This window comes from Lichenibacterium ramalinae (assembly GCF_004137085.1).
Taxonomy (GTDB): Bacteria; Pseudomonadota; Alphaproteobacteria; order Rhizobiales; family Beijerinckiaceae; genus Lichenihabitans; species Lichenihabitans ramalinae.
The window spans coordinates 46021-66848 of record NZ_QYBC01000017.1; the positions used below are offsets into that span (position 1 = coordinate 46021).

The following is a 20828-nucleotide window of genomic DNA, read 5'->3' on the forward strand; positions in this document are numbered from 1 at the left end:
CGCACGAGCGGCGGCATCTTCGAGGCGGAGACCGGGGGCGTGCCCGGTCGGAGTTCCGCCGCACGAAAGGTACGAGGAGCGACATGGCGCAAACGTTCACCAGCCGGAAACGGGTCCGCAAGTTTTTCGGTCACATCCGCGAAGTCGCCGAGATGCCCAACCTGATCGAGGTCCAGAAGGCCTCCTACGATCAGTTCCTGCTGGTCGACGAGGCCGAAGGCGGGCGGCCCGACGAGGGCCTGCAGTCGGTCTTCAAATCGGTGTTCCCGGTGTCCGACTTCGCCGGCACCGCGCTGCTGGAATTCGTTAAATACGAGTTCGAACAGCCGAAGTTCGACGTCGACGAGTGCCGCGCCCGCGGCATGACCTTCGCGGCTCCCCTCAAGGTGACGCTGCGCCTCATCGTGTTCGACGTCGACCCCGACACCGGCGCCAAGTCCGTCAAGGACATCAAGGAGCAGGACGTCTACATGGGCGACATGCCCTTCATGACGTCCAACGGCACGTTCATCGTGAACGGCACCGAGCGCGTGATCGTGTCCCAGATGCACCGCTCGCCGGGCGTCTTCTTCGACCACGACAAGGGCAAGAGCCACTCCTCGGGCAAGCTGCTGTTCGCCGCCCGCATTATCCCATATCGCGGCTCGTGGCTCGACATCGAGTTCGACGCCAAGGACATCGTCTACGCCCGCATCGACCGGCGCCGGAAGATCCCGGTGACGTCGCTGTTCTATGCCCTCGGCATGGACGGCGAGGAGATCCTGTCGACCTTCTACAACACCGTGCGCTACGAGCATGCGGCGGACGGCTGGCGCGTGCCCTTCAATGCCGAGCGCATGAAGGGGATGAAGGCCGCCGTCGACATGATCGACGCCGATTCGGGCGAGATCGTCATCGAGGCCGGCAAGAAGGTCACGGCCCGCACGGCGCGGCTGCTCGCCGACAAGGGCGTGAAGGCCCTGCGCGCCTCGGACGAGGACCTCTACGGCCAGTACCTGGCCGAGGACCTCTACAACACCGAGACGGGCGAGATCTATGCCGAGGCGGGCGACGAGATCACCGCCAAGACGCTGCCGGGCCTGCTCGACCACGGCTTCAGCGAACTGCCGGTCCTCGACATCGACCACATCAACATCGGTCCCTACGTGCGGACCACGCTGGCGGTCGACAAGAACTCGTCGCGTGAGGACGCGCTGTTCGACATCTACCGCGTGATGCGCCCCGGCGAGCCGCCGACGCTCGACACCGCGCAGGCGATGTTTCACTCGCTGTTCTTCGACCCCGAGCGCTACGACCTGTCGGCCGTCGGCCGCGTGAAGATGAACATGCGCCTCGACCTCGACGCCGAGGACACGGTGCGGGTGCTGCGCAAGGACGACATCATCGCGGTCGCCCGCGCGCTCGTCGACCTGCGCGACGGCCGCGGCGAGATCGACGACATCGACCATCTCGGCAATCGCCGCGTCCGCTCGGTGGGCGAGCTCATGGAGAACCAGTACCGCCTGGGCCTCCTGCGCATGGAGCGCGCCATCAAGGAGCGCATGTCCTCCGTCGACATCGACACGGTGATGCCGCAGGATCTCATCAACGCGAAGCCGGCCGCCGCCGCCGTGCGCGAGTTCTTCGGCTCGTCGCAGCTGTCGCAGTTCATGGACCAGACCAACCCGCTGTCCGAGATCACCCACAAGCGTCGCCTGTCGGCGCTGGGCCCGGGCGGCCTCACGCGCGAGCGCGCCGGCTTCGAGGTGCGCGACGTGCACCCGACGCATTACGGCCGCATCTGCCCGATCGAGACGCCGGAAGGCCCGAACATCGGCCTCATCAACTCGCTGGCGACCTTCGCGCGCGTCAACAAGTACGGCTTCATCGAGGCGCCGTATCGCCGCGTGCGCGGCGGGCAGGTGACGGACGACGTCGTCTACCTGTCGGCCATGGAGGAAACCAAGCACTACGTCGCCCAGGCCGACGCCGCCATGAGCGGCGAGAGCCGGCTGACCGAGGACCTGGTGCTGTGCCGCCACGCCGGCGACGTGATGCTGGTGCCGGTCGACCGCGTCGACTTCATGGACGTGTCGCCGAAGCAGCTCGTGTCGGTGGCGGCCGCCCTGATCCCGTTCCTCGAGAACGACGACGCCAACCGCGCCCTCATGGGCTCGAACATGCAGCGCCAGGCCGTGCCGCTGGTGAAGGCCGACGCGCCGCTCGTCGGCACCGGCATGGAGGCCGTCGTGGCCCGCGACTCCGGCGCCGCCATCGCGGCGCGCCGGACCGGCATCGTCGACCAGATCGACGCCACCCGCGTCGTGATCCGCGCCACCGAGGAGGTCGACGGCGGCAAGCCCGGCGTCGACATCTACCGGCTGATGAAGTTCCAGCGCTCCAACCAGTCGACCTGCATCAACCAGAAGCCCCTGGTGCGCGTCGGCGACCGGGTGACGAAGGGCGACATCATCGCGGACGGCCCGTCGACGGACCTCGGCGACCTGGCGCTCGGGCGGAACGTGCTCGTCGCCTTCATGCCCTGGAACGGCTACAACTTCGAGGACTCGATCCTCCTGTCCGAGAAGATCGTCAAGGAGGACGTGTTCACCTCGATCCACCTCGAGGAGTTCGAGGTGATGGCCCGCGACACCAAGCTCGGGCCGGAGGAGATCACGCGCGACATCCCGAACGTTTCAGAAGAGGCGCTGAAGAACCTCGACGAGGCCGGCATCGTCTACATCGGCGCGGAAGTGCAGGCCGGCGACATCCTGGTCGGCAAGATCACGCCGAAGGGCGAGAGCCCGATGACGCCGGAGGAGAAGCTGCTCCGCGCCATCTTCGGCGAGAAGGCGTCGGACGTGCGCGACACGTCGCTGCGCGTGCCCCCGGGCGTGACCGGCACGATCGTCGAGGTGCGGGTGTTCAACCGCCACGGCGTCGACAAAGACGAGCGTGCCCAGGCGATCGAGCGCGAGGAGATCGAGCGGCTCGCCAAGGACCGCGACGACGAACTCGCGATCCTCGACCGCAACGTCTATGCGCGCCTGGTCCAGGTTCTCGACGGCCACACCGGCATCGGCGGCCCGCGCGGCTTCAAGAAGGAGACCGTGCTCGACCGCGAGGTCATCGAGGGCTACCCGCGCTCGCAGTGGTGGAACTTCGCCGTGACCGACGACGCCGTGATGGGCGAGCTCGAGGCCATGCGCAAGCAGTACGACGAGGCGAAGAAGGGGCTGGAAAGCCGCTTCCTCGACAAGGTCGAGAAGCTGCAGCGCGGCGACGAGCTGCCGCCCGGCGTGATGAAGATGGTCAAGGTCTATGTCGCGGTGAAGCGCAAGATCCAGCCCGGCGACAAGATGGCGGGCCGCCACGGCAACAAGGGCGTGGTGTCCAAGATCGTGCCGCAGGAAGACATGCCCTTCCTGGCCGACGGCACGCCGGTCGAGATCGTGCTGAACCCGCTCGGCGTGCCGAGCCGCATGAACGTCGGCCAGATCCTGGAAACGCATCTCGGCTGGGCCTGCGCGGGCCTCGGCCGGCAGGTGGGCGAGATCGTCAACGCCTATCAGCGCCAGGCGGCGCTGGAGGGCCACGCCGACATCGCGCCGCTGCGCGACAAGATGGACCTGATCTACGGCGCCAATGCCGACGTGAAGGGCCTCGACGACGAGGGACTGGTCGAACTCGGCAACAACCTGCGCCGCGGCGTGCCGATCGCCACCCCGGTCTTCGACGGCGCGCACGAGCCCGACATCGTGACGCTGCTCGAGCAGGCCGGGCTCGACGGCTCCGGCCAGTCGACGCTCTACGACGGGCGGACCGGCGACGCCTTCGACCGCAAGGTGACGGTGGGCTACATCTACATGCTGAAGCTCCACCATCTCGTGGACGACAAGATCCACGCGCGGTCGATCGGCCCCTACTCGCTCGTCACCCAGCAGCCGCTGGGCGGCAAGGCGCAGTTCGGCGGCCAGCGCTTCGGCGAGATGGAGGTGTGGGCGCTCGAAGCCTACGGCGCCGCCTACACGCTGCAGGAGATGCTGACCGTGAAGTCGGACGACGTCGCGGGCCGCACCAAGGTCTACGAGGCCATCGTGCGCGGCGACGACACGTTCGAGTCCGGCATCCCGGAGTCCTTCAACGTGCTCGTGAAGGAGATGCGCTCGCTGGGCCTCAACGTCGAGCTGACGTCCAAGGTCAAGCCGGACGCCGCGGCCCTGCCGGAAGCCGCCGAGTGACGACGAAACGGCGTCGACCCGAGCTCCGTACGAGCCCGGGTCGACGCCACCCCGGCGTGCCGCGCTCCCCGGAAGGAGCCCGGCCCGCCGCCGACGACGATGTGAGACTTTCTCCGAGGGCGTGGCCGCTCCATGCGCGCCTGCCTCGGTTCAGGAGAAGACCATGAATCAAGAGGTCATGAACCTTTTCAGCCCGGCGGTTCAACCCCAGGCTTTCGACCAGATCCAGATCGGCATCGCTTCCCCTGAGAAGATCCTGTCCTGGTCGTTCGGCGAGATCAAGAAGCCGGAAACCATCAACTACCGGACGTTCAAGCCCGAGCGCGACGGCTTGTTCTGCGCCCGCATCTTCGGTCCCATCAAGGACTACGAGTGCCTGTGCGGCAAGTACAAGCGCATGAAGTACAAGGGCGTCATCTGCGAAAAGTGCGGCGTCGAGGTGACGCTGTCGCGCGTCCGGCGCGAGCGCATGGGCCACATCTCCCTCGCCGCCCCGGTCGCCCACATCTGGTTCCTGAAGTCGCTGCCCTCGCGCATCGGCCTCCTGCTCGACATGACGCTGCGCGACCTCGAGCGCATCCTGTATTTCGAGTCCTACATCGTCATCGAGCCCGGCCTCACCCCGATGAAGGAGCGCCAACTCCTCAGCGAGGACGAGTACCTGCGCGCCCAGGACGAGTACGGCCAGGACAGCTTCACCGCCATGATCGGTGCGGAAGCCATCCGCGAGATCCTGCGCAACATGGACCTCCAGAAGATCTCGGAGGACCTGAAGGTCGAGATCCAGGAGTCGACCTCCGAGCTGAAGCCCAAGAAGCTCGCCAAGCGCCTGAAGATCATCGAGGCCTTCATGCATTCGGGCAACAAGCCCGAGTGGATGATCCTCACCGAAGTGCCCGTCATCCCGCCGGACCTGCGCCCGCTGGTGCCGCTCGACGGCGGCCGCTTCGCCACCTCGGACCTGAACGACCTCTACCGCCGCGTCATCAACCGCAACAACCGCCTGCGGCGGCTGATCGAACTGCGCGCGCCCGACATCATCATCCGCAACGAGAAGCGCATGCTTCAGGAGGCGGTGGACGCGCTGTTCGACAACGGCCGGCGCGGCCGCGTCATCACGGGCGCCAACAAGCGGCCGCTGAAGTCGCTTGCCGACATGCTGAAGGGCAAGCAGGGCCGCTTCCGCCAGAACCTGCTCGGCAAGCGCGTCGACTATTCGGGCCGCTCCGTCATCGTGGTGGGTCCCGAGCTGAAGCTGCACCAGTGCGGCCTGCCGAAGAAGATGGCGCTGGAGCTGTTTAAGCCGTTCATCTACTCGCGCCTCGACGCCAAGGGCCTCTCCACCACGGTGAAGCAGGCCAAGAAGCTCGTCGAGAAGGAGAAGCCGGAGGTTTGGGACATCCTCGACGAGGTGATCCGCGAACACCCCGTGATGCTGAACCGCGCCCCGACGCTGCACCGGCTCGGCATCCAGGCCTTCGAGCCGACGCTGATCGAAGGCAAGGCGATCCAGCTGCATCCGCTCGTCTGCGCGGCCTTCAACGCCGACTTCGACGGCGACCAGATGGCCGTCCACGTCCCGCTGTCGCTCGAGGCTCAGCTCGAGGCGCGCGTGCTGATGATGTCGACCAACAACATCCTGCACCCCGCCAACGGCCTGCCCATCATCGTGCCGTCGCAGGACATCGTGCTCGGCCTCTACTACGTCACCCTGATGGTGGACGGCGACATCGGACAATATTCCGAGGACCCGACGACGAAGATGCCGCTCGGCGGCTACTTCTCCAACATGGGTGAGATCGAACACGCCATCGCGGCGAAGGCGATCACGCTGCACACGAAGATCAAGGGGCGTGCCTGGACCTACGAGGACGGGGTGCGCAAGTCCAAGATCTTCGACACCACCCCCGGCCGCATGATCCTCGGTCAGCTGCTGCCCGACCACGCCAAGATCCCCTTCGACGTCGCCAACAAGCTGATGACGAAGAAGGAGATCTCGAACATGATCGACACGGTCTACCGCAACTGCGGGCAGAAGGAGACGGTTATCTTCTGCGACCGGATCATGGCGCTCGGCTTCCGCGAAGCCTTCCGCGCCGGCATCTCGTTCGGCAAGGACGACATGGTGGTGCCGGAAACCAAGCCCGCCATCATCGAGTCGACCTCGGCTCTGGCGAAGGAATACGAGCAGCAGTACAACGACGGCCTGATCACCCAGGGCGAGAAGTACAACAAGGTGGTCGACGCCTGGGCCAAGTGCTCGGACAAGCTCGCCGAGGAGATGATGATCCGCATCTCCTCCGTGAAGAAGGACGAAGGCGGCAAGGACAAGCCGATCAACTCCATCTACATGATGAGCCATTCCGGTGCCCGTGGCTCGCCCACGCAGATGAAGCAGCTCGCCGCCATGCGCGGCCTGATGGCGAAGCCGTCGGGCGAGATCATCGAGTCGCCGATCATCTCGAACTTCAAGGAAGGCCTGACCGTCCTCGAGTACTTCTCGTCGACGCACGGCGCCCGCAAGGGCCTCGCCGACACGGCGCTGAAGACGGCCAACTCCGGCTACCTGACGCGTCGTCTCGTCGACGTGGCGCAGGACGCCATCATCTCGACAGTCGACTGCGGCTCGCAGGGCGGCATCAAGATGCGGGCCATTCTCGACGCCGGCCAGGTCGTGGCCTCGCTGGCCATCCGCATCCTGGGCCGCACCACGGCCGAGGACCTGCGCGAGCAGGACGGGACGCTCATCGTGGGCACCGGCGAGATGATCCAGGAGTGGCACATCGACCGCATCAACGCCGCCGGCATCCAGGAGGTGAAGATCCGGTCGGTGCTGACCTGCGAGTCGAAGAACGGCGTCTGCGCCACCTGCTACGGGCGCGATCTCGCCCGCGGCACGCCCGTCAACATGGGCGAGGCGGTCGGCGTCATCGCGGCGCAGTCCATCGGTGAGCCCGGCACGCAGCTGACGATGCGCACCTTCCACATCGGCGGCGCCGCGCAGATCGCCGACTCGTCCTTCATCGAGTCGAACTTCGACGGCACCGTCACGTTCCGCAACAAGGCCCTGGCGCGCAACGCCGAGGGCGACCTCATGGTCATGGCCCGCAACGTCGCGGTCGTGATCCTGGGGCCGGACGGCAGCGAGCGCGCCGTGCACCGCGTGCAGTACGGCGCCCGCATGAAGGTGGACGAGGGCGACAGGGTGAAGCGCGGCCAGCGCATCGCCGAATGGGACCCCTACACCCGCCCCATCATGACGGAAGTCGACGGCACCGTAGGCTTCGAGGACCTCGTCGAGGGGTCGTCGATGTCGGAGTCGATCGACGAGGCGACCGGCATCGCCAAGCGCATGGTCATGGACTGGCGCCTGAACCAGCGTTCGGCGAGCCTCAAGCCCGCCATCGTCATCAAGGGGTCGGACGGCAAGATCTCCAAGGTGGCCCGTGGCGGAGACGCCCGCTACATGCTGCCCGTGGAATCGATCATCGCCTTCGATCCCGGCTCGCAGGTGAAGGCGGGCGACGTCGTCGCCCGTATCTCGATGGAAGGTGCCAAGACCCGCGACATTACGGGTGGTCTGCCGCGCGTCGCCGAGCTCTTCGAGGCCCGGCGTCCGAAGGATCACGCCATCATCGCGGAGATCTCCGGCATCATCCAGTTCGGCAAGGACTACAAGAACAAGCAGCGCCTCTCGATCGTGCCGCACGAGGAGGGGGCCGAGCCTGTCGAGTACCTGATCCCGAAGGGCAAGCACATCCACCTGCAGGATGGCGACGTCATCGAGAAGGGCGAGTACATCGTCGACGGCAACCCGGCGCCGCACGACATCCTGGCGATCAAGGGCGTGGAGGAACTCGCCGCCTATCTGGTGAACGAGATCCAGGAGGTGTACCGGCTGCAGGGCGTGTCGATCAACGACAAGCACATCGAGGTGATCGTCCGCCAGATGCTGCAGAAGGTCGACATCGTCGATCCGGGCGAGACGGACTTCCTGCCGGGCGAGCAGGTGGACCACACCGAGCTCGAGGCCGCCAACGCGGTAGCGATCGCGGACGGCAAGAAGCCCGCCAGCGGCACCCCGGTGCTGCTCGGCATCACCAAGGCGTCGCTCCAGACGCGGTCGTTCATCTCGGCGGCCTCGTTCCAGGAGACCACCCGCGTGCTCACCGAAGCCGCCGTCAACGGCAAGAAGGACACGCTGGAGGGGCTCAAGGAGAACGTCATCGTGGGTCGGCTCATCCCGGCCGGCACGGGTGCGGCGATGTCGAAGCTGCAGCGTGTCGCCGCCTCGCGCGACGACATGATCCTGGCCCAGAAGGCGCAGGCCTCGCAGGAGAACCTGCCGCAGCTGCCGGCCCCCGCCGCGGCCGAGTGACGGGACGACCCAGGCGACATGAGGAGGGAGGGCGCTTCGGCGCCCTTCTTTTTTGCCCGCGCTCCAGAGCTGGCGGGCGTCGACGACAGGCTGGACGACGCTGGAGCTGCCGACAGCGATTCACCGCATCCGTGCACGGCGATGGAACCGCCGCTATGAACACGCGATTGTGAACCGTCCACCGACGTCAGTCCGTTCCAGGTCTCCATGCCGCTGCCAATGCACATCCAAGCCGACGCGGATGCCGACACGCACGGGCGCGCGGCGGATGCGGAGTTCCGCGCCATGCTGGCGCCCATCATGGCCGGGGCGCGGGCCCGCGGCGTGGCCGACGGGCTGGAACTGCTCGGGGTCGGCGCCGTCCTCATCGACGCCACCGGTTGCGTGCTGCATGCGGGCGAGCGAGGCCGGCGCATGATGGCGGGCTGGCTGCGCGTCGTGGAACGGCACCTCGTGGCCGAACGCCCGGGCGACGACCACGCCATCGCCGAGCTCCTCGGCAGCGCCATCGCGGGCCGGCCGACGCCGGGAGGACTGCGCCTCGGCGGCCTCGGCGGGGAGCCGTCGCTGACGGTGCGTGCCCTGGTGTTCCCGAGCGACGAGGGTTCGGCGCAACGCCTCCACGCCGTCCTCGTGCTCGACGAGACCTGAAACGCCCGCGGCAGGTGCATGTCGCACCAGCTTTCGGCATCGGACCTCACCAAATGCATTGACGCCGTCCGACGTGGCCGTTAAAGAAGGCCAACTTTCGGCAGGCCGTAGGCACCTTTGTTTCGGGACGACGCGTCCTGGACCCATAAGAGCCTAAACGCTGCCGGCCTCACCTGAGACCAACCTCGACCGCAGCCGCGGTCCCGGTCATCGAAAGAAGCACGAGCGTGACGCGCCAGCGTTGCGGTCCTCTGCGTTTGGTGCGCTTGAGACCCGCGAGGGTCGAGAGTGCACTTTGTTTTGCACGCGTTTCGGAGGGGCCCCATCGGGGTCCCTGCGGGGCGAACGACGAAGACCTCGACGTGAGGGGCAGGCCGGTGATCAGACCGCGATGGGCGGGCTGGGGGGCAGGCACCACGTCCAGGGCGTGAAGGACCGCACGCCACGCCGGTCGAAGCCCGGCGCCTGGCGTCCGCAGTAAGGAAGAACTCGATGTCGCGTCGTCATAGCGCAGAAAAGCGTGAGATCATCCCGGACGCCAAGTACGGCGACGTGACCCTCACCAAGTTCATGAACTCGATCATGTACGACGGCAAGAAGTCGACCGCAGAGGCGATCGTCTATGGCGCCTTCGAGAACATCGAGCAGCGTCTGCGCACCGAGCCGCTGCCCATCTTCATGCAGGCCCTCGACAACGTGGCTCCGGCCATTGAGGTGCGCTCGCGCCGCGTCGGCGGCGCCACCTACCAGGTGCCGGTCGAGGTTCGCCCCGAGCGCCGCCAAGCCCTCGCCATCCGCTGGCTCATCACGGCCGCCCGCGGCCGCAACGACAAGACCATGGTCGACCGTCTGTCGGCCGAACTGATGGACGCCGCCAACAACCGCGGCAATGCCGTCAAGAAGCGCGAAGACACGCACCGGATGGCCGAGGCCAACCGCGCCTTCTCGCACTACCGCTGGTAAGCCGGCGGTTCAGCGCCATCCGAGGATCGACCCATGCCCCGCAGCCACCCTATCGAAGACTACCGTAACTTCGGCATCATGGCCCACATCGATGCGGGCAAGACGACCACGACCGAGCGCATCCTCTTCTACTCCGGCAAGTCCCACAAGATCGGCGAAGTCCACGACGGCGCCGCCACCATGGACTGGATGGAGCAGGAGCAGGAGCGTGGCATCACGATCACGTCGGCCGCCACCACCACCCAGTGGAACGGCAAGCGCCTGAACATCATCGACACCCCCGGCCACGTGGATTTCACCATCGAGGTGGAGCGTTCGCTCCGCGTTCTCGACGGAGCCGTCTGCGTGCTCGACGGCAACCAGGGCGTCGAGCCCCAGACCGAGACGGTGTGGCGCCAGGCCGACAAGTACAACGTGCCCCGCATCTGCTTCGTCAACAAGATGGATAAGATCGGCGCCGACTTCTACAAGTGCGTCGACGACATCAAGACCCGCGTCGGCGGCCGTCCAGTGTGCGTCCAGCTGCCGATCGGCTCCGAGTCCGACTTCAAGGGCATCATCGACCTCGTCCGCATGAAGGCGGTCGTGTGGGAGAACGAGAACCTCGGCGCCAACTACCACGACGAGGAGATCCCGGCCGACCTGCTCGAGCGGGCCAAGGAGTATCGTCTCGCCCTGATCGAGGCCGCGGTCGAACTCGACGACGACGCCATGTCGGCCTACCTCGACGGCACCGAGCCGTCCGAGGAGACGCTCAAGGGCCTCATCCGCAAGGCGGTGCGCCAGATCTCGTTCCATCCGGTGCTGTGCGGCACGGCGTTCAAGAACAAGGGCGTGCAGCCCCTGCTCGACGCCGTCGTCGACTACCTGCCGTCGCCCGTCGATCGCGAGTCGATCAAGGGCATCGACGTCAACACCGAGGCCGAGGTCACGCGTCCGGCCAGCGACAGCGAGCCCTTCTCGCTGCTCGCCTTCAAGATCATGGACGACCCCTTCGTCGGCACCATCACGTTCTGCCGCATCTACTCGGGTCACATCGAGAGCGGCACGACCGTGCTCAACTCGACCAAGGACAAGAAGGAGCGCATCGGCCGCATGCTCCTGATGCACGCGAACAACCGCGAGGACATCAAGGAAGCCTATGCGGGCGACATCGTCGCCATGGCGGGCCTGAAGGATACCCGCACGGGCGACACCCTGTGCGACATGCAGAAGCCCGTCATCCTCGAGAAGATGGAATTCCCCGAGCCCGTCATCGAGATCGCGATCGAGCCGAAGTCGAAGGCCGACCAGGAGAAGCTGGGCGTCGCCCTGCAGAAGCTGGCTGCCGAGGACCCGTCCTTCCGCGTGTCGACCGACCAGGAGTCGGGCCAGACCATCCTGAAGGGGATGGGCGAGCTGCACCTCGACATCAAGGTCGACATCCTGCGCCGGACCTACAAGGTGGACGCCAACATCGGCGCTCCCCAGGTGGCCTATCGCGAGAAGCTGACGCGCCGGGTGGAGCAGGACTACACCCATAAGAAGCAGACGGGCGGCACGGGCCAGTTCGCCCGCGTCAAGATCGTCTTCGAGCCGAACGAAGCCGGCCTCGGCAACAGCTTCGAGTCGAAGATCATCGGCGGCTCGGTGCCGAAGGAATACATCCCCGGCGTCGAGAAGGGCATCAACTCGGTCATGGGTGCCGGCATCCTGGCGGGCTTCCCCGTCGTGGACGTCAAGGCCACGCTGATCGACGGCGCCTACCACGATGTCGACTCGTCGGTTCTCGCGTTCGAGATCGCCTCCCGGGCTGCCTTCCGGGAAGCGTTGCAGAAGGGTGGATCGGTTCTGCTCGAGCCGATCATGAAGGTCGAAGTCGTGACGCCGGAAGAATATACCGGTTCGTGCATCGGCGACCTGAACTCCCGCCGTGGGCAGATCCAGGGCCAGGACGTTCGCGGCAACGCCAACGTCATCAACGCCATGGTGCCGCTGGCCAACATGTTCGGCTACGTGAACCAGCTCCGTTCCTTCTCCCAGGGGCGCGCGACCTTCACCATGCAGTTCGACCATTACGAGCAGGTCCCGGCCGGCGAGGCTGCCAAGGTCCAGGCGAAATACGCCTGACCTCCCCAACACGTTGAACGAAGCTTGAGAGGAGCCTGACATGGCTAAGGAAAAGTTCTCGCGGAATAAGCCGCACTGCAACATCGGCACCATCGGCCACGTCGACCACGGCAAGACGTCGCTGACGGCGGCCATCACCAAGATCCTCGCCGAGAGCGGCGGCGCGACCTTCACGGCCTACGACCAGATCGACAAGGCTCCCGAGGAGAAGGCCCGTGGCATCACGATCTCGACCGCCCACGTCGAGTACGAGACCAAGAACCGCCACTACGCCCACGTCGACTGCCCCGGCCACGCCGACTACGTGAAGAACATGATCACGGGTGCCGCCCAGATGGACGGCGCGATCCTGGTCGTGTCGGCCGCCGACGGCCCGATGCCCCAGACGCGTGAGCACATCCTGCTCGCCCGCCAGGTCGGCGTGCCGGCCCTGGTCGTATTCATGAACAAGGTCGACATGGTCGACGACGCCGAGCTGCTCGAGCTCGTCGAGCTCGAGATCCGCGAGCTGCTGTCGAAGTACGACTTCCCCGGCGACGACATCCCGATCACGCATGGCTCGGCCCTCTGCGCGCTCGAGAACAAGCGCCCCGAGATCGGCCACGACGCCGTCATCAAGCTGATGGAGACGGTTGACGCCTACATCCCGCAGCCCGAGCGGCCGGTCGACCAGCCCTTCCTGATGCCCGTCGAGGACGTGTTCTCGATCTCGGGCCGTGGCACCGTCGTGACGGGCCGCATCGAGCGCGGCATCGTCAAGGTCGGTGAGGAAATCGAGATCGTCGGCCTCAAGGCCACGGTCAAGACGACCGTCACGGGCGTCGAGATGTTCCGCAAGCTGCTCGACCAGGGCATGGCGGGCGACAACGTCGGCTGCCTGCTGCGCGGCACCAAGCGCGAGGACGTCGAGCGCGGCCAGATCCTGTGCAAGCCCGGCTCCGTGAAGCCCCACACCAAGTTCAAGGCCGAGGCCTACATCCTCACCAAGGACGAGGGTGGCCGTCACACGCCGTTCTTCACCAACTACCGCCCGCAGTTCTACTTCCGCACCACGGACGTGACCGGCATCGTGACCCTCCCCGAGGGCACCGAGATGGTGATGCCGGGCGACAACGTGACCATGACGGTCGCCCTCATCGTGCCGATCGCCATGGAGGAGAAGCTCCGCTTCGCCATCCGTGAAGGCGGCCGCACCGTCGGCGCCGGCGTCGTCGCCTCGATCATCGAATAAGAAGCCAACAGGTCGGGGAGCGGGGGCGCTCTGCTCCCGCTCCTACCGACTAAGGGACATGACGATGAACGGCCAAAACATCCGCATCCGCCTCAAGGCCTTCGATCACCGTGTGCTCGATGCCTCGACAAAGGAGATCGTCTCGACCGCCCGCCGCACCGGCGCGCAGGTTCGGGGTCCGATTCCGCTCCCCACGAGGATCGAGAAGTTCACCGTGAACCGTTCGCCCCACGTGGACAAGAAATCCCGCGAGCAGTTCGAGATCCGCACGCACAAGCGTGTCCTCGACATCGTGGATCCCACTCCGCAGACGGTTGACGCGCTGATGAAGCTCGATCTGGCCGCCGGTGTCGACGTCGAGATCAAGATCTAACGTCGATCCACTGCGATACGCTGTAGCGAAGTATTCTGAAGGAAATCTGACATGCGGTCAGGTGTCATCGCCCAGAAGGTCGGAATGACCCGTGTTTTCACGGAATCGGGCGAACATGTGCCGGTGACGGTGCTCAAACTCGACGGTTGCCAGGTCGTGGCGCATCGCACGGCCGAGGCTAACGGCTACAGCGCGTTGCAGATCGGTATCGGCAAAGCCAAGGTCAAGAACGTCTCCAAGGCCGAGCGCGAGCGTTTCGCCATCGCCAAGGTGGAGCCGAAGATGAAGCTCGCCGAGTTCCGGGTCGAGGCGGATCACATGATCCCCGTCGGTGCCGAGTTCCAGGCGGACCATTTCGTCCCGGGGCAGTTCGTCGACGTCACGGGCACGTCGACCGGCAAGGGCTTCGCCGGCCCCATGAAGCGCTGGAACTTCGGCGGCCTGCGCGCCACCCACGGCGTGTCGGTGTCGCACCGCTCGCACGGTTCGACCGGCGGCCGCCAGGACCCGGGCAAGACGTTCAAGAACAAGAAGATGGCCGGCCACATGGGCGTCGACCGCGTGACCACCTTGAACCTCAAGGTCGTCCGCACCGACGTGGAGCGTGGCCTCATCCTGGTCGAGGGCGCGGTTCCGGGCGTGGTCGGCGGCTACATCTTCGTGCGCGACGCCATCAAGAAGGCCCGCCACAAGGATGCGCCGATGCCGGGCAAGTTCCGCCTCGTCACCGCCGATGCCGCCCCGGCCGCCGAAGCCGCCGTTGAGGGTTGAGTGAAGCCATGAAGATCGACATCACCTCCCTCGAAGGCCAGGCCGACGGCTCGCTCGAGCTCGCCGACACCATCTTCGGTCTCGAGCCGCGCCAGGACCTCATCGCCCGGATGATCCGCTACCAGCTCGCCAAGCGGCGCGCCGGCACGCATCAGACCAAGGGCCGGGCCGACATCGCCCGCACGGGCAAGAAGCTCTACAAGCAGAAGGGCACGGGTTCGGCCCGCCACGGCTCGGCCCGCGTGCCGCAGTTCCGCGGCGGTGGACGCGCCTTCGGCCCGGTGACGCGCTCCCATGCCCACGACCTTCCCAAGAAGGTCCGGGCGCTGGCGCTGCGCCATGCCCTGTCGTCGAAGGCCGCCGACGGCGACCTGATCGTGTGGAACGGCGCTTCGGTGTCGGAGCCCAAGACCAAGGTGCTGAAGCAGCGTTTCGAGGCACTCGGGCTCAAGAGCGCGCTCATCATCGACGGCGCCGCCGTCGAGGAGAACTTCGCCCGCGCGGCCCGCAACATCCCGATGATCGACGTCCTGCCGATCCAGGGCCTCAACGTCTACGACATTCTGCGTCGCAACAAGCTGGTTCTCACCAAGGCTGCAGTCGACGCGCTGGAGCTGCGATTCAAATGAGCCAGGACGCCCGCCACTACGACGTGATCCTTTCCCCGGTCATCACCGAAAAGGCCACGGCCGCTTCGGACTACAATCAGGTCGTGTTCAAGGTCGCCAAGACCGCCACGAAGCCTCAGATCAAGGCCGCCGTCGAGCAGCTGTTCGACGTGAAGGTCGAAGCCGTCAACACGACGATCCGCAAGGGCAAGGCCAAGACGTTCCGCGGCTTCAAGGGTCGGCAGGCCGACCTGAAGAAGGCCATCGTGACGCTCGCGGCCGGCCACAAGATCGACGTCACCACGGGTCTCTGAGCGCAGGCATAAGGAAAGACGTGCCATGGCACTGAAGACATTCAAACCGGTCACGCCGAGCCTTCGCCAGCTCGTGATCGTCGACCGCAGCGGCCTCTACAAGGGCAAGCCGCTGAAGATCCTGACCGAAGGCCTGTCGAAGTCCGGCGGTCGCGGCAACACGGGCCGCATCACGGTGCGGTTCCGGGGCGGCGGGCACAAGCAGACCTACCGCATCATCGACTTCAAGCGTCGCAAGCTCGACCAGGCTGCGAAGGTGGAGCGGATCGAGTACGACCCGAACCGCACCTCCTTCATCGCCCTGATCCGCTACCCGGACGGCGAGCCCGCCTACATCATCGCCCCGCAGAAGCTCAGCGTCGGCGACGAGGTCGTGTCGGGCCAGCAGGTCGATGTGAAGCCCGGCAACGCCATGCCGCTGGCCTCCATCCCGGTGGGCACCATCGTGCACAACATCGAGATGAAGATCGGCAAGGGCGGTGCCATCGCGCGGTCGGCCGGCTCCTACGCCCAGATCGTCGGCCGCGACGCCGGCTACGTCTCGCTGCGCCTGTCGTCGGGCGAGCAGCGCCTGATCCACGGTGCCTGCTTCGCGACCGTCGGTTCGGTGTCGAACCCCGACCACATGAACATCTCCTACGGCAAGGCGGGTCGCCGCCGCTGGCTCGGACGGCGCCCGCACAACCGCGGTGTCACGATGAACCCGGTCGACCATCCGCACGGCGGCGGCGAAGGCCGCACCTCCGGCGGCCGTCACCCGGTCACGCCGTGGGGCAAGCCCACCAAGGGCAAGAAGACACGTACCAACAAGTCGACGGGCAAGTTCATCGTCGCCTCCCGCCACGCCCGTAAGAAGTAAGGGCTGATCCATGTCACGTTCGATCTGGAAGGGTCCCTTCGTCGACGGTTACCTGCTGAAGAAGGCAGATACCGTGCGCGGCAGCGGGCGTTCCGAAGTCATCAAGATGTGGAGCCGTCGCTCCACCATCCTGCCGCAGTTCGTGGGCCTCACCTTCGGGGTTCACAACGGCCACAAGCACGTCCCGGTGACCGTCACCGAGGATATGATCGGCCACAAGTTCGGCGAGTTCTCGCCGACCCGCACGTTCCACGGCCACGCCGCGGACAAGAAGTCCAAGAGGTAAGCGATGAGCAAGCAGGCCAAGCCCCGCGCGCTCCCCGAGAACGAGGCGAAGTGCGTCGCGCGCATGTTGCGCGTGTCCCCGCAGAAGCTGAACCTCCTGGCGCAGCTCATCCGCGGCAAGAAGGTCGAGACGGCGCTCGCCGACCTCGAATTCTCGCGCAAGCGCATTTCGGTCGAGGTGAAGAAGGCGCTCGAGAGCGCCATCGCCAATGCCGAGAACAACCATGAGCTCGACGTCGACGACCTCATCGTCTCCGAGGCCTATGTCGGCAAGGCGATGGTCATGAAGCGGTTCAGCCCCCGTGCCCGCGGCCGGGCCGGCCGGATCGAGAAGCCGTTTTCGAACCTCACGATCATCGTGCGGGAAGTCGCAGCCACGGCCTGAGGATTTAATACGATGGGTCAGAAGGTCAATCCGATCGGGTTGCGGCTCGGCATCAACCGCACCTGGGATTCGCGCTGGTTCGCCAGCAAGGCCGAGTACGGCAAGCTGCTGCACGAGGACATGAAGATCCGCGAGGTCCTCATGGCGGCGTTGAAGCAGGCGGCGATCTCCAAGATCGTCATCGAGCGTCCGCACCGGAAGTGCCGCGTCACCATCCACTCGGCGCGTCCGGGCGTGGTGATCGGCAAGAAGGGCGCCGACATCGACAAGCTGCGCAAGATGGTGGGCAAGGTCACGACCTCCGAGGTGGTGATCAACATCGTCGAGGTCCGCAAGCCCGAGATCGACGCCACGCTGGTGGCCGATTCGATCGCCCAGCAGCTCGAGCGCCGCGTCGCGTTCCGTCGCGCCATGAAGCGCGCCGTGCAGTCCGCCATGCGCCTCGGCGCCGAGGGCATCCGGATCAACTGCTCGGGTCGCCTGGGCGGCGCCGAGATCGCCCGCCAGGAATGGTACCGTGAAGGCCGCGTGCCGCTGCATACGCTGCGCGCCGACGTCGACTACGGCGTCGCCACCGCCAACACGGCCTACGGCACTTGCGGCATCAAGGTGTGGATCTTCAAGGGCGAGATCCTCGAGCACGATCCCATGGCGCAGGACAAGCGCGCCGCCGCGCAGGAGCATGCGCCGGGTGGCGAGCGTCGCCGCCGCGACGACGACCGCGGGGGCCGCGACCGCGATCGCGACCGCCGGCGCGAACGGGCCTGACCGGTCTGTCTCTCAAAGGGGCGCGGGCCGCCGTGAGGCAGGTTCGCGCCTTCGGTGCACGTTGACAGTTGCGTGACGTGCTCCGGCATGAAATAGCAAGACCCATCGACCGACCTCGAGGGCTCCCACACGAGTCCCCGAGCGGTCCGGACGTGCTCCGAACGATCTTTCAGGACCTGTTTCCATGTTGCAACCCAAGCGAACCCGCTTTCGCAAGGCCTTCAAGGGCCGGATCAGCGGCGAGGCCAAAGGCGGCTTCGAACTGAACTTCGGCCAGTTCGGCCTTAAGGCGCTCGAGCCCGAGCGCGTCACGGCGCGTCAGATCGAGGCCGCCCGTCGCGCCCTGACCCGCCACATGAAGCGCGCCGGCCGCGTGTGGATCCGCATCTTCCCGGACCTCCCGGTCTCGAAGAAGCCCACCGAAGTCCGCATGGGCAAGGGCAAGGGCGCGCCCGAGTTCTGGGCCGCCCGCGTTCACCCCGGCCGCATCATGTTCGAGCTCGACGGCGTGCCGGTCGACCTCGCCCGCGAGGCGCTCCGGCTGGCGGCTGCCAAGCTGCCGATCAAGACGCGCTTCGTCGAGCGCATCGCCGAGTAAGGACGGACGACCATGAAGACCAAGCAGCGCCTGTCCGACCTCTGGGTCATGTCGGACGACCAGCTCAACGACGAAGTGCTTCGCCTGAAGCGCGAACAGTTCAACCTGCGCTTCCGGCGCGCCACGGGGCAGTTGGAGAACACCTCCACGGTCCGCATCGTGCGTCGCGACATCGCCCGGGCCAAGACCCTGGCGGCGATGAAGCGCGCCGCAGTGAACGGGTGAGAGAGACAGATGCCGAAGCGAATCCTCCAGGGCGTGGTCGTCAGCGACAAGCAGGAGAAGACCATCGTGGTGAAGGTGGAGCGCCGCTTCACCCATCCGCTGCTGAAAAAAACCGTGCGCCGGTCGAAGAATTATCATGCGCATGACGAAGCCAAGGCCTACAAGGTCGGCGACGTGGTCTCGATCGAAGAGACCCGTCCCATCTCCAAGCTGAAGCGCTGGACCGTGGTCGGCGCCGAGATGATGCGCGGCCTGAAAGCCCGCTGATCCGGAGGCCGGCGCGCCGTTTCGGCGCATCTCCTCCGCCAGGCGCAGTCCGGCTGACCGGGAAACCGGGCCGGAAACCGTTCTGACAGAAAGCATAGTCCATGATTCAGATGCAGACTAACCTCGATGTCGCTGACAACTCCGGCGCCCGCCGTGTCATGTGCATCAAGGTCCTCGGCGGTTCCAAGCGGAAGTATGCCGGTGTGGGCGACATCATCGTCGTGTCCATCAAGGAGGCCATTCCGCGCGGCCGCGTGAAGAAGGGCGACGTGATGAAGGCCGTGGTGGTCCGCACCGCCAAGGACATCAAGCGCCCCGACGGCTCGGTGATCCGCTTCGACACGAATGCGGCCGTGATCGTCAACAACCAGTCGGAGCCGGTGGGCACCCGCATTTTCGGGCCGGTGCCGCGCGAGCTCCGCGCCAAGAACCACATGAAGATCATCTCTCTCGCCCCGGAGGTGCTGTGATGGCGGCCAAGATCAAGAAGGGCGACAAGGTCGTGGTCCTGGCGGGCCGTGACCGCGGCACGACGGGCGAAGTCCTGCAGGTCATGCCCAAGGACGAGCGCGCCATCGTTCAGGGCGTCAACCTCGTCAAGCGCCACCAGGCGCAGTCCGCCCGCCAGGAAGGCGGCATCATCAGCAAGGAAGCGACGATCCATCTGTCGAACCTCGCCCTGCAGCACCCCACGACCGGCAAGCCGGTCCGGGTCGGCTTCAAGGTGCTCGAGGACGGCCGCAAGGTCCGCATCGCCAAGGGTTCGGGAGATCAGATCGATGGCTGAGGCTCAGGCAGCAGCGGGCGCCAAGGCGAAAGCCAAGGGCGCCAAGGAGAACCGCAAGTCCGGTTCCGACATCAACATGGAGGCCTCGCCGGCCGCCCCCGCCGGCTACGTGCCGCGGATGAAGCAGGTCTATGCCGACACCGTCCGTCAGGCGATGATCGAGCAGTTCGGCTACAAGAATGCGATGGCGGTGCCCCGGCTCGACAAGATCGTGCTGAACATGGGCGTCGGCGAGGCCGTCAACGACACCAAGAAGGTGACGAACGCCGCCTCCGACCTGTCGCTGATCGCGGGCCAGAAGCCCGTCATCACCCATGCGCGCAACGCCATCTCGACCTTCAAGGTCCGCGAGAACATGCCGCTCGGCGCCAAGGTGACGCTGCGCGACGTGCGCATGTACGAGTTCCTCGACCGCCTCATCACGATCGCGCTGCCGCGCGTCCGGGATTTCCGCGGCCTGAGCCCCAAGTCCTTCGATGGCCGTGGCAACTTCGCCATGGGCATCAAGGAACACATCATCTTCCCCGAGATCGACTATGACAAGGCCGAGACGATGCTCGGCATGGACATCATCGTCTGCACGACGGCGAAGACCGACGACGAGGCGCGCGCGCTTCTTCGGGCATTCAATTTCCCGTTCCGGCAGTGAGGTCAGCGGGCACCGGGGTCGACCCGGTTCCCGCCCTGCAGCTCAGCAGGGCTTCAGACGCGGAAAGGCGAGGATACCTCAATGGCTAAGAAGAGTTCTGTCGAGAAGAACGAACACCGGCGAGCGCTGGTGAAGCAGTATGCGGCGAAGCGGGCCCGGCTCAAGGGCATCGCCGACGATGCCAACCTCCCCATGGAGGAGCGGTTCGAGGCGCGGTTGAAGCTGTCCGAGCTTCCCCGCAACTCGGCCGCGGCGCGTATCCGCAACCGCTGCGAAGTCAGCGGCCGTGCGCGTTCGGTGTATCGCAAGATGAAGATGTCCCGCATCGCCCTGCGCGAGCTGGGCAACAAGGGCCTGATCCCAGGCCTCGTGAAGTCCAGCTGGTAA

General features: G+C 66.0%; 21 protein-coding genes. All 21 read left to right on the forward strand.

Going from position 1 to position 20828, the window contains the following annotated elements:
• Positions 1-83: 83 nt before the first annotated feature.
• The 21 genes from rpoB (at position 84) to rpsN (ending at position 20828) form a co-directional block, all read left to right on the forward strand.
• A complete protein-coding gene (gene rpoB / locus D3272_RS19160; protein WP_129220821.1) occupies positions 84-4220 on the forward strand; it encodes a DNA-directed RNA polymerase subunit beta in 4137 nt (1378 codons plus the stop codon).
• A 163-nt stretch (positions 4221-4383) separates the two neighbouring features.
• A complete protein-coding gene (gene rpoC / locus D3272_RS19165; protein ID WP_129220822.1) occupies positions 4384-8598 on the forward strand; it encodes a DNA-directed RNA polymerase subunit beta' in 4215 nt (1404 codons plus the stop codon).
• Positions 8599-8805: 207 nt separating this feature from the next.
• A complete protein-coding gene (locus D3272_RS19170) occupies positions 8806-9249 on the forward strand; it encodes a hypothetical protein (RefSeq protein ID WP_129220823.1) in 444 nt (147 codons plus the stop codon).
• A gap of 492 nt (positions 9250-9741) precedes the next feature.
• Entirely contained in the window at positions 9742-10212 is a 471-nt protein-coding gene (gene rpsG / locus D3272_RS19175) for a 30S ribosomal protein S7 (protein ID WP_129220824.1), read from the forward strand.
• Between the two features lie 33 nt (positions 10213-10245).
• Positions 10246-12321: an elongation factor G gene (gene fusA, locus D3272_RS19180; RefSeq protein WP_129220825.1), complete on the forward strand. Its 2076-nt coding sequence runs from the start codon at positions 10246-10248 to the stop codon at positions 12319-12321.
• 40 nt (positions 12322-12361) lie between these two features.
• Positions 12362-13552 (forward strand): elongation factor Tu, encoded by a 1191-nt coding sequence (tuf, locus tag D3272_RS19185; RefSeq protein ID WP_129220826.1) that lies wholly within the window; start codon positions 12362-12364, stop codon positions 13550-13552.
• Positions 13553-13616: 64 nt separating this feature from the next.
• Positions 13617-13925 (forward strand): 30S ribosomal protein S10, encoded by a 309-nt coding sequence (gene rpsJ, locus D3272_RS19190; protein ID WP_129220909.1) that lies wholly within the window; start codon positions 13617-13619, stop codon positions 13923-13925.
• Positions 13926-13976: 51 nt separating this feature from the next.
• A complete protein-coding gene (rplC, locus tag D3272_RS19195; protein WP_129220827.1) occupies positions 13977-14696 on the forward strand; it encodes a 50S ribosomal protein L3 in 720 nt (239 codons plus the stop codon).
• A gap of 8 nt (positions 14697-14704) precedes the next feature.
• Positions 14705-15325: a 50S ribosomal protein L4 gene (gene rplD, locus D3272_RS19200; RefSeq protein WP_129220828.1), complete on the forward strand. Its 621-nt coding sequence runs from the start codon at positions 14705-14707 to the stop codon at positions 15323-15325.
• On the forward strand, positions 15322-15618 hold the full coding sequence (locus D3272_RS19205; protein WP_129220829.1) for a 50S ribosomal protein L23: 297 nt from the start codon (positions 15322-15324) through the stop codon (positions 15616-15618). The genes rplD and D3272_RS19205 overlap by 4 nt, the downstream gene beginning before the upstream one ends.
• Positions 15619-15643: 25 nt before the next feature.
• Entirely contained in the window at positions 15644-16477 is an 834-nt protein-coding gene (rplB, locus tag D3272_RS19210; protein ID WP_129220830.1) for a 50S ribosomal protein L2, read from the forward strand.
• Between the two features lie 10 nt (positions 16478-16487).
• Positions 16488-16763 carry a 30S ribosomal protein S19 gene (gene rpsS, locus D3272_RS19215; RefSeq protein ID WP_129220831.1) on the forward strand — a complete coding sequence of 92 codons (276 nt, stop codon included), beginning with the start codon at positions 16488-16490 and terminating at the stop codon, positions 16761-16763.
• 3 nt (positions 16764-16766) lie between these two features.
• A complete protein-coding gene (rplV, locus tag D3272_RS19220; protein ID WP_129220832.1) occupies positions 16767-17147 on the forward strand; it encodes a 50S ribosomal protein L22 in 381 nt (126 codons plus the stop codon).
• 12 nt (positions 17148-17159) lie between these two features.
• The gene (gene rpsC / locus D3272_RS19225) at positions 17160-17915 is read left to right on the forward strand and encodes a 30S ribosomal protein S3 (protein WP_129220833.1); all 756 of its coding nucleotides are present in this window, start codon (positions 17160-17162) and stop codon (positions 17913-17915) included.
• A gap of 184 nt (positions 17916-18099) precedes the next feature.
• Positions 18100-18513, forward strand: coding sequence for a 50S ribosomal protein L16 (rplP, locus tag D3272_RS19230; RefSeq protein WP_129220834.1), 414 nt, complete (start codon positions 18100-18102; stop codon positions 18511-18513).
• A gap of 12 nt (positions 18514-18525) precedes the next feature.
• A complete protein-coding gene (gene rpmC, locus D3272_RS19235) occupies positions 18526-18738 on the forward strand; it encodes a 50S ribosomal protein L29 (RefSeq protein WP_129220835.1) in 213 nt (70 codons plus the stop codon).
• Between the two features lie 9 nt (positions 18739-18747).
• The gene (gene rpsQ / locus D3272_RS19240; protein ID WP_129220836.1) at positions 18748-19005 is read left to right on the forward strand and encodes a 30S ribosomal protein S17; all 258 of its coding nucleotides are present in this window, start codon (positions 18748-18750) and stop codon (positions 19003-19005) included.
• A 101-nt stretch (positions 19006-19106) separates the two neighbouring features.
• Positions 19107-19475: a 50S ribosomal protein L14 gene (gene rplN / locus D3272_RS19245; RefSeq protein WP_129220837.1), complete on the forward strand. Its 369-nt coding sequence runs from the start codon at positions 19107-19109 to the stop codon at positions 19473-19475.
• Entirely contained in the window at positions 19475-19792 is a 318-nt protein-coding gene (gene rplX / locus D3272_RS19250) for a 50S ribosomal protein L24 (RefSeq protein WP_129220838.1), read from the forward strand. Before rplN ends, rplX begins: the two co-directional genes overlap by 1 nt.
• Positions 19793-19868: 76 nt before the next feature.
• Positions 19869-20441 (forward strand): 50S ribosomal protein L5, encoded by a 573-nt coding sequence (gene rplE, locus D3272_RS19255; protein ID WP_129220910.1) that lies wholly within the window; start codon positions 19869-19871, stop codon positions 20439-20441.
• Between the two features lie 81 nt (positions 20442-20522).
• Positions 20523-20828 (forward strand): 30S ribosomal protein S14, encoded by a 306-nt coding sequence (gene rpsN, locus D3272_RS19260; protein ID WP_129220839.1) that lies wholly within the window; start codon positions 20523-20525, stop codon positions 20826-20828.

What these genes read in the sequence shown, in the direction of transcription:
- rpoB (WP_129220821.1), top strand. Translation starts at nt 84, where the DNA reads ATGGCGCAAACGTTCACCAGCCGGAAACGGGTCCGCAAGTTTTTCGGT.
- rpoC (WP_129220822.1), top strand. Translation starts at nt 4,384, where the DNA reads ATGAATCAAGAGGTCATGAACCTTTTCAGCCCGGCGGTTCAACCCCAG.
- D3272_RS19170 (WP_129220823.1), top strand. Translation starts at nt 8,806, where the DNA reads ATGCCGCTGCCAATGCACATCCAAGCCGACGCGGATGCCGACACGCAC.
- rpsG (WP_129220824.1), top strand. Translation starts at nt 9,742, where the DNA reads ATGTCGCGTCGTCATAGCGCAGAAAAGCGTGAGATCATCCCGGACGCC.
- fusA (WP_129220825.1), top strand. Translation starts at nt 10,246, where the DNA reads ATGCCCCGCAGCCACCCTATCGAAGACTACCGTAACTTCGGCATCATG.
- tuf (WP_129220826.1), top strand. Translation starts at nt 12,362, where the DNA reads ATGGCTAAGGAAAAGTTCTCGCGGAATAAGCCGCACTGCAACATCGGC.
- rpsJ (WP_129220909.1), top strand. Translation starts at nt 13,617, where the DNA reads ATGAACGGCCAAAACATCCGCATCCGCCTCAAGGCCTTCGATCACCGT.
- rplC (WP_129220827.1), top strand. Translation starts at nt 13,977, where the DNA reads ATGCGGTCAGGTGTCATCGCCCAGAAGGTCGGAATGACCCGTGTTTTC.
- rplD (WP_129220828.1), top strand. Translation starts at nt 14,705, where the DNA reads ATGAAGATCGACATCACCTCCCTCGAAGGCCAGGCCGACGGCTCGCTC.
- D3272_RS19205 (WP_129220829.1), top strand. Translation starts at nt 15,322, where the DNA reads ATGAGCCAGGACGCCCGCCACTACGACGTGATCCTTTCCCCGGTCATC.
- rplB (WP_129220830.1), top strand. Translation starts at nt 15,644, where the DNA reads ATGGCACTGAAGACATTCAAACCGGTCACGCCGAGCCTTCGCCAGCTC.
- rpsS (WP_129220831.1), top strand. Translation starts at nt 16,488, where the DNA reads ATGTCACGTTCGATCTGGAAGGGTCCCTTCGTCGACGGTTACCTGCTG.
- rplV (WP_129220832.1), top strand. Translation starts at nt 16,767, where the DNA reads ATGAGCAAGCAGGCCAAGCCCCGCGCGCTCCCCGAGAACGAGGCGAAG.
- rpsC (WP_129220833.1), top strand. Translation starts at nt 17,160, where the DNA reads ATGGGTCAGAAGGTCAATCCGATCGGGTTGCGGCTCGGCATCAACCGC.
- rplP (WP_129220834.1), top strand. Translation starts at nt 18,100, where the DNA reads ATGTTGCAACCCAAGCGAACCCGCTTTCGCAAGGCCTTCAAGGGCCGG.
- rpmC (WP_129220835.1), top strand. Translation starts at nt 18,526, where the DNA reads ATGAAGACCAAGCAGCGCCTGTCCGACCTCTGGGTCATGTCGGACGAC.
- rpsQ (WP_129220836.1), top strand. Translation starts at nt 18,748, where the DNA reads ATGCCGAAGCGAATCCTCCAGGGCGTGGTCGTCAGCGACAAGCAGGAG.
- rplN (WP_129220837.1), top strand. Translation starts at nt 19,107, where the DNA reads ATGATTCAGATGCAGACTAACCTCGATGTCGCTGACAACTCCGGCGCC.
- rplX (WP_129220838.1), top strand. Translation starts at nt 19,475, where the DNA reads ATGGCGGCCAAGATCAAGAAGGGCGACAAGGTCGTGGTCCTGGCGGGC.
- rplE (WP_129220910.1), top strand. Translation starts at nt 19,869, where the DNA reads ATGGAGGCCTCGCCGGCCGCCCCCGCCGGCTACGTGCCGCGGATGAAG.
- rpsN (WP_129220839.1), top strand. Translation starts at nt 20,523, where the DNA reads ATGGCTAAGAAGAGTTCTGTCGAGAAGAACGAACACCGGCGAGCGCTG.